General features: G+C 64.8%; 1 protein-coding gene. It reads right to left on the bottom strand.

Features of this window, described 5'->3' with window-relative positions; genetic code table 11:
• Window positions 1-505, bottom strand: a 505-nt coding sequence (locus tag ACXJKJ_RS32455; protein WP_457395881.1) for an RDD family protein, incomplete at both ends; no start/stop codon positions are given.

Below are 505 nucleotides of genomic sequence, written 5' to 3'. Positions count from 1 at the left end.
GTTGGTGAATGCCCACTTGTCGACCACCAGGGTGCTGCAGATCATGTCGTGCAGCGCTCGCTTGCGATCCGTGAATGCGGCCATCACCACGCCGGCGAGCAGGATCATGCAACTGAGCAGCAGCCCGAAGTAGCGGCCGAAGCCGCGCCAGAAGCTGATGTGACCACCCTGCTCGTTCACGACTTTGATGCCGATGGCCATCTTGCCGAGCGACGCCTGGCTGGCCGACGCGTGCATCACGCCGAAGTAGGTGGCGCCAAGCAGCAGCCCGAGAGTCTGCGAAACCGCCTGGATGACGACCATGCTGGCTCCGCCGGCTCCGAGAATGCCGCCGGAAACCGCACCGAGCATCATTCCAAGCACGGCCAGCACCAGCGAATCGATGAAGTAGGCGGCAGTGCGTTTCCAGAAACCGGCGTAGACCACGTGGCCATCGCTGACGAGCCCGGGGTTCCCGACGTGCGCGCGTGGCGGTGCATAGGGGGATTGCGGTTCGGCGACGGCG

Source organism: Roseateles sp. P5_E1 (genome assembly GCF_054049335.1).
The sequence above is the reverse complement of the archived record's forward strand: the minus strand, read 5'-3'. Positions and strand labels throughout refer to the sequence as shown.